The organism is Zhongshania aquatica (genome assembly GCF_027257955.1).
Classification (GTDB): Bacteria; Pseudomonadota; Gammaproteobacteria; order Pseudomonadales; family Spongiibacteraceae; genus Spongiibacter; species Spongiibacter aquatica.
Map to the genome: position 1 here is coordinate 1 of NZ_JANZNQ010000060.1, position 5,377 is coordinate 5,377.

Below are 5,377 nucleotides of genomic sequence, written 5' to 3' on the forward strand. Positions count from 1 at the left end.
GCTCGTTATATCAACAACTTTTATAATAGTAAAAGGCTGCATTCGGGAATTGGTTACTATTCCCCAATAGAATATGAGCGAATGGCAGCATGAAAACTAATGTGTCCGTTTTATTGGGGTAAGATCACCGCTATTGCGCAGCGGCTGGGACCTCGCTGTGCTCTAGTCGGCCCGTGTGCAAGGCGTTTGGCACCAGAAAACCATGATACGAAAACTTATCTACATTTTCATATTGTCATTTGGAGCATTGGTAATGTATGAGGTATATGCAGTAACAATTGCCTATCATAGTCTTTCCCATGCTTTTGTCCCCTACGCTTCGGTATCACCAAAGGACTTGGGTTTAGATGAAAAGCGCCAGGAAATTTTAGTCAAAATCCAAGATCCTACTTTTTTTGAACACTCTGGGATTGAGTGGCCTAGTCCGCTTCCCACCACAACAATTACCCAGAGCTTAGTGAAGAAGCTCTTCTTTAAAAAATTTACGAAAGGTTTCAAGAAAATAGAGCAAACATTAATTTCTCGGTTTGTTGTAAATCCAAACATATCAAAAGAAACTCAGCTTGTAGCTTTTATCTCTACAGCATATTTTGGAGATAAAGACGGCGAACAACTGTTTGGTATTAGCGAAGGAGCTCGTTCTTGGTTCGATAAATCGCTATCAGAATTATCTGATGATGAGTATTTATCATTAATTGCTATGCTTCCTGGGCCAAATGCGTTCAAGCCAAATACAGCGACATCAAAAGAAAGAGTAAGCCGCATTAAGAAAGTATTAAATGGTGAGTGTATCTATGGGCATGTGTCTCAAATATTCTTGGATCAATGTTCTTGAGCGTAGCCATGCAGAGCCTAGCGGACACCGAACTCCGCGCGGCTCTTTGCGCATGGCTTCACCATTATCGCGCAAACGCCGCGCTCAGTTCGGAGTCGCTGATCACGGTCGTTAAAGCTGTATAAACTTAGCATGCAGAATCGAATATGAGGCGCAATGAATAATACACAAACAGCAAACCCCTCAATACTAGCCCTAATCATCGGCCCGGCGATGTTGCTTATCAGTTTGCTAGTACCCGAACCGGGGGGCATGAGTCACGAGGCGTGGTTGGCTCTTGGTGCGGCGCTGTGGATGGCAATTTGGTGGGCGACGGAGGCCGTGCCTATTCCGGCGACGGCGCTCTTGCCTTTGGTTCTTGTACCGGTGTTGGGTATTGGCGACGTCGATGCGCTGGCCGGCGCCTACGCCAATGGGATTATCTTTTTGTTTTTGGGTGGCTTCCTATTGGGCTTGGCGATGCAGCGTTGGCAATTACACCGGCGTATTGCCTTGCGGATTTTGTTGGCGGTAGGGCAACAGCCTAGCCGTCAAATTGCGGGCTTTATGATTGCCACAGCGTTTTTGAGTATGTGGGTGAGCAATACCGCAACTAGCATCATGATGTTGCCGATTGGTTTGTCGGTGATTGGTTTTGTGCCAGAGGGGAATGACGATCAGCGCCGTCGATTTGCAGTCGCGCTATTATTGGCAATTGCCTATAGCGCTAGCATTGGTGGAATCGCGACCTTGATCGGGACTCCTCCAAACGCCATGTTGGCCGCGTATTTAAAAGTGAATCACGACATCACCATTGGTTTCGCGCAGTGGATGTTTATTGGTGTGCCAGTCGCGGTGGCGATGCTGTGTTTTACGTGGTGGTGGCTGTGTCGCAAGGGTTTTGATGGTTTGGAAACCGCAGATAGCCGCGGCTTGCTGCAGGCCGAGTTGCAAAAGCTCGGTTCGCTTACTAGCGCTGAGAAGCGGGTACTTTTAATATTTTTAGCAACGGCGGCGGCGTGGATATTTCGACCTTTACTCGCGCCGTTTCTTCCCGGTGTCAGCGATACCGTTATCGCGATGACGGCCGGTATATTACTATTTTCAGTGAGATCTGGTGGAGAAAACTCCCAAGCTTTGCTGGACTGGAATTCTGCAGAGAAATTGCCCTGGGGTGTATTGCTGCTGTTTGGCGGTGGTTTAGCCTTGGCGGCGATGATTAAAACATCGGGTTTGGCTGAATGGATTGCGCAGAATTTCTCACTTCTGAATGGATGGCCCTTATTTGCAGTAGTATTGATGATAGTGACGGTGATTATTTTCCTCACAGAAATAACGAGTAACACCGCAACCACAGCGACGTTTTTACCCCTCTTGGGAGCCTTGGCAGTGTCGCAGTCGGTGTCGCCGCTGCTATTTGTTGTTCCCGCTGCCATTGCGGCTTCTTGCGCCTTTATGATGCCCGTTGCCACGCCGCCCAATGCGGTGATATTTGGTAGCGGTGAGCTGCGCATTAAAGACATGATGCATGCTGGCGGTCTTTTGAATTTGTTTGGGATTGCCTTGATTAGCTGTTTGGCGTACTACCTTGTTCTCGCGCTATTTTTGCCATGACCATAGTGAATGGTAGTGTGTCTTTTGGCCCATTCCACAGTGACATGACCTTAGCTAGAAACCACGCCAGTCATTAGGCGGCAGACTATAATAGTCAATACTGCCCCCATCGAACTTAAAATCCACAGTAGGGCGGCGAATTCACGCATAGGGTATACCGTTAGCAGTGTGTCGAGTTTATATGAAAAAATAATTGCGATTGGCAGCGCTAATATCGCCGAACACAATACGCTGTTAAAGCCTTTAGCGCGGTGATGCTGGTTTAGATAAAGTTGATATAGGCTGATTCCCAGCACAGCACCAATTGAGCACAGTAATAATGCGCAAATGAGGGGCGTAAGTAGGAGTAAGGTAGAGCTAGGTACCCAGATCCATAGTGAGAAGCTAGTGAGAAACCAGATCGGCAGGCCGAATTTGGTGAGTTTATCTAGCACCTAATACCCCTATTTGGGTTGCGGAAAATATCTAATGCTCTTGTTACGAAGAAATGGCGCAAGTTGATGACACGATGGTTACCTGTGCTTCTATAACGGATGGTGAGAAGACGCTTTTTAGATAATTCATCTGTATTTGATACTTAGTTGATCTAGCTCCGGTAAAAGGGGCAATTACTGTGTTTAGACTAAGAAATTAATTGAAATGACCTGTGTAATACTGCCGACCTTCGTCTTGGGTTATTTATGTGTTGCAGATTGCGCTGATATGAATCGCCAGAGATACGCGTTAATAAAGAGTTTGAATGATGCCAGAAAGCTATATTGTTATTGCAACCTTGCTGGGAGGCTTAGGCTTATTCCTAGTTGCTATGGAAATGATGACCGACGGCTTAACGCTAGCAGCAGGCCAGTCGCTGCGTCGATTACTTGCTAACTGGACCAATACCCTGCCGCGCGGGGTGTTCTCGGGTGTGTTGATGACGGCGATTGTGCAATCATCTAGCGCGGTCACGGTTACTTCGCTGGGTTTTGTGAATGCCGAACTTATTAAAATGCGGCAAGCCCTTGGGATCATTTATGGCGCAAATATTGGCACCACTATGACAGCGTGGTTGGTTGCCATCGTCGGATTTAAACTCGATATTCACGCGTTTGCTCTGCCGGCTATTGGTATTGGTGCGTTTATCATGCTCGCCAAAAGTAAGGGGCCGCGCCTTGGAATTGGCCGGGCGATGGTTGGTTTTGGTCTCTTCTTCCTTGGTATTTCAACCCTCCAGCAAGCCTTTGAGGGCATTGTCGCGAATTTTGATTTCAGCACGATAACGCTGCAAGGTAATTCTGAAGTGATTGGCTATCTGCTGATCGGCATTGTAATGACCATTCTCACCCAGTCATCCAGCGCTGCGATCGCCATTACCATTTCTGCTGCCTCAGCCGAAATGATCGGTATTTACGCGGCGGCGGCGATGGTTATTGGCGCCAACGTGGGGACCACATCTACCGCGGTGCTCGCCTCAATTGGGGCCACTTCAAATGCTAAAAGATTAGCGACCGCACAGGTGATATTTAATATTGCGACGGCTATTGTCGCCTTAATATTGCTGCCTGCGCTGTTCTATACCGTGGAGGCGGTGCGGGAATTAATGAAGTTGACTCCCAATGTCGGTGTTACTCTCGCGCTGTTTCACACCATATTTAACTGCCTTGGCGTGTTATTGATAATACCCTTTAACGATAAATTAGTTAGCTTTTTGGAAACCCGATTTATTACCGTCAGTGAGTCTTTGGGTAAACCCAAGTACCTAGATAAAACTACCGCCGGAGCGCCAGTAATGGCGGTAAGTGCATTGATTCTAGAGTTACAGCGCAGTGCAATTCAAATTGGTATTACTGCGAAGCAAACCATTGACACTAATATTTCGAATCATGATTTAGATCAAAAAATTTACGCTATCCACCAGCTGTCTAGCGCAGTATCTAGTTATATCGTTAATCTTGAACGCGCCGCCTTAAGCGACGATGTGACAAAGCAGTTATCTAATTTGATGAAAGTGGATCAATACTTTTTGGCTTGTGCCGGTATCTTGAGTACAGCTCTGGAAACCAGAACACGACTCGGCAAGCTACCTAATATTACCTTAGAGAAAGAGCTACAAACCTATCGTGATAATGCCTGCAAATTTCTTAATTCGGTTACTAGTCCTGATTCGGAACTGTATTTTGAAAAGTTGGAAAACACCTACCACCAACTCAAAAGTGACCGTGATGTATTAAAAGAGAATATGCTAACAACGGGAACGAAAGGGCTGATAAGCCTAGACCAAATGATTAACGGCATCGATTTTATTACCGAAATTAAGCAGCTGAATGAACATTGGTATAAAGCGATTAAAATCTTGGCGCATTTAGAAAACGAAACTCGAAAAGACGTCCGCGATGTTCAGGAAGTTAGCGCTTAATTCACACTAGGGTAAGGAAATATTAATTAGCATTTGTGACCGAGACCTTATATCACCATCACTGGCGATATAAGGTTTGTCCCGTTTCTTGAAGTTGAATTACTGCAAAGTTTACATTTTTAGAATTTAAACTGTACTTCTGCACCATACGTACGCGGCTGACCAGGGAGATAATAGTCGAAACCAAAACCGGCTTGTAGGTTGATAGCGTAGCTATCGTATTCCTCATCCAATAAATTTTTACCCCATACCGACACGCTGTAGCTACCATCATTGGAATACCAACTTAGACGGCCGTTGTAGAGCCAGTAAGCCTCTTGACGGATGTTTTCATAGCCAAATTGATCGTTGTAAGCGCTGAACCATTGATCGTCTTGGAAGTTGGCGTTGGCATTTACGCTTAAATATCCATACTCGGTAATAAGCAGTAAGCGTCCGGCCAACTCACCTTTCCATCCAATTTTAGAGTAGTAGTCTTGGTGTCCACCTAATACTAAGTGGACACCAACAATGGATACTCAAGGATTACTTCCCGCGCCAGCCAGACCACCGCG

6 protein-coding genes are annotated in these 5,377 nt (G+C 46.1%); 4 read left to right on the forward strand and 2 right to left on the reverse strand.

Features of this window, described 5'->3' with window-relative positions:
• Positions 1-9 precede the first annotated feature (9 nt).
• From O9X78_RS20980 to O9X78_RS20350, 3 genes are all read left to right on the forward strand, one after another.
• Positions 10-93, forward strand: a complete 84-nt coding sequence (locus O9X78_RS20980) for a hypothetical protein (RefSeq protein ID WP_350339249.1) — start codon at positions 10-12, stop codon at positions 91-93.
• Positions 94-253: 160 nt separating this feature from the next.
• Positions 254-835, forward strand: coding sequence for a transglycosylase domain-containing protein (locus O9X78_RS20345; protein ID WP_269621530.1), 582 nt, complete (start codon positions 254-256; stop codon positions 833-835).
• Positions 836-991: 156 nt separating this feature from the next.
• Positions 992-2,428, forward strand: a complete 1,437-nt coding sequence (locus O9X78_RS20350; RefSeq protein ID WP_269621531.1) for an SLC13 family permease — start codon at positions 992-994, stop codon at positions 2,426-2,428.
• Positions 2,429-2,478: 50 nt separating this feature from the next.
• Here the strand turns inward: O9X78_RS20350 and O9X78_RS20355 are convergent, their stop codons facing one another.
• Positions 2,479-2,862 (reverse strand): hypothetical protein, encoded by a 384-nt coding sequence (locus tag O9X78_RS20355; protein WP_269621532.1) that lies wholly within the window; start codon positions 2,860-2,862, stop codon positions 2,479-2,481.
• Positions 2,863-3,167: 305 nt separating this feature from the next.
• Here O9X78_RS20355 and O9X78_RS20360 point away from each other — a divergent pair, with 305 nt between their 5' ends.
• Positions 3,168-4,823, forward strand: coding sequence for a Na/Pi cotransporter family protein (locus O9X78_RS20360; RefSeq protein ID WP_269621533.1), 1,656 nt, complete (start codon positions 3,168-3,170; stop codon positions 4,821-4,823).
• Positions 4,824-4,942: 119 nt separating this feature from the next.
• Here O9X78_RS20360 and O9X78_RS20365 read toward each other — a convergent pair whose 3' ends face one another.
• Positions 4,943-5,266, reverse strand: coding sequence for a hypothetical protein (locus O9X78_RS20365; protein WP_269621534.1), 324 nt, complete (start codon positions 5,264-5,266; stop codon positions 4,943-4,945).
• Positions 5,267-5,377: the final 111 nt, after the last annotated feature.

What these genes read in the sequence shown, in the direction of transcription:
- O9X78_RS20345 (WP_269621530.1), top strand. Translation starts at nt 254, where the DNA reads ATGTATGAGGTATATGCAGTAACAATTGCCTATCATAGTCTTTCCCAT.
- O9X78_RS20350 (WP_269621531.1), top strand. Translation starts at nt 992, where the DNA reads ATGAATAATACACAAACAGCAAACCCCTCAATACTAGCCCTAATCATC.
- O9X78_RS20360 (WP_269621533.1), top strand. Translation starts at nt 3,168, where the DNA reads ATGATGCCAGAAAGCTATATTGTTATTGCAACCTTGCTGGGAGGCTTA.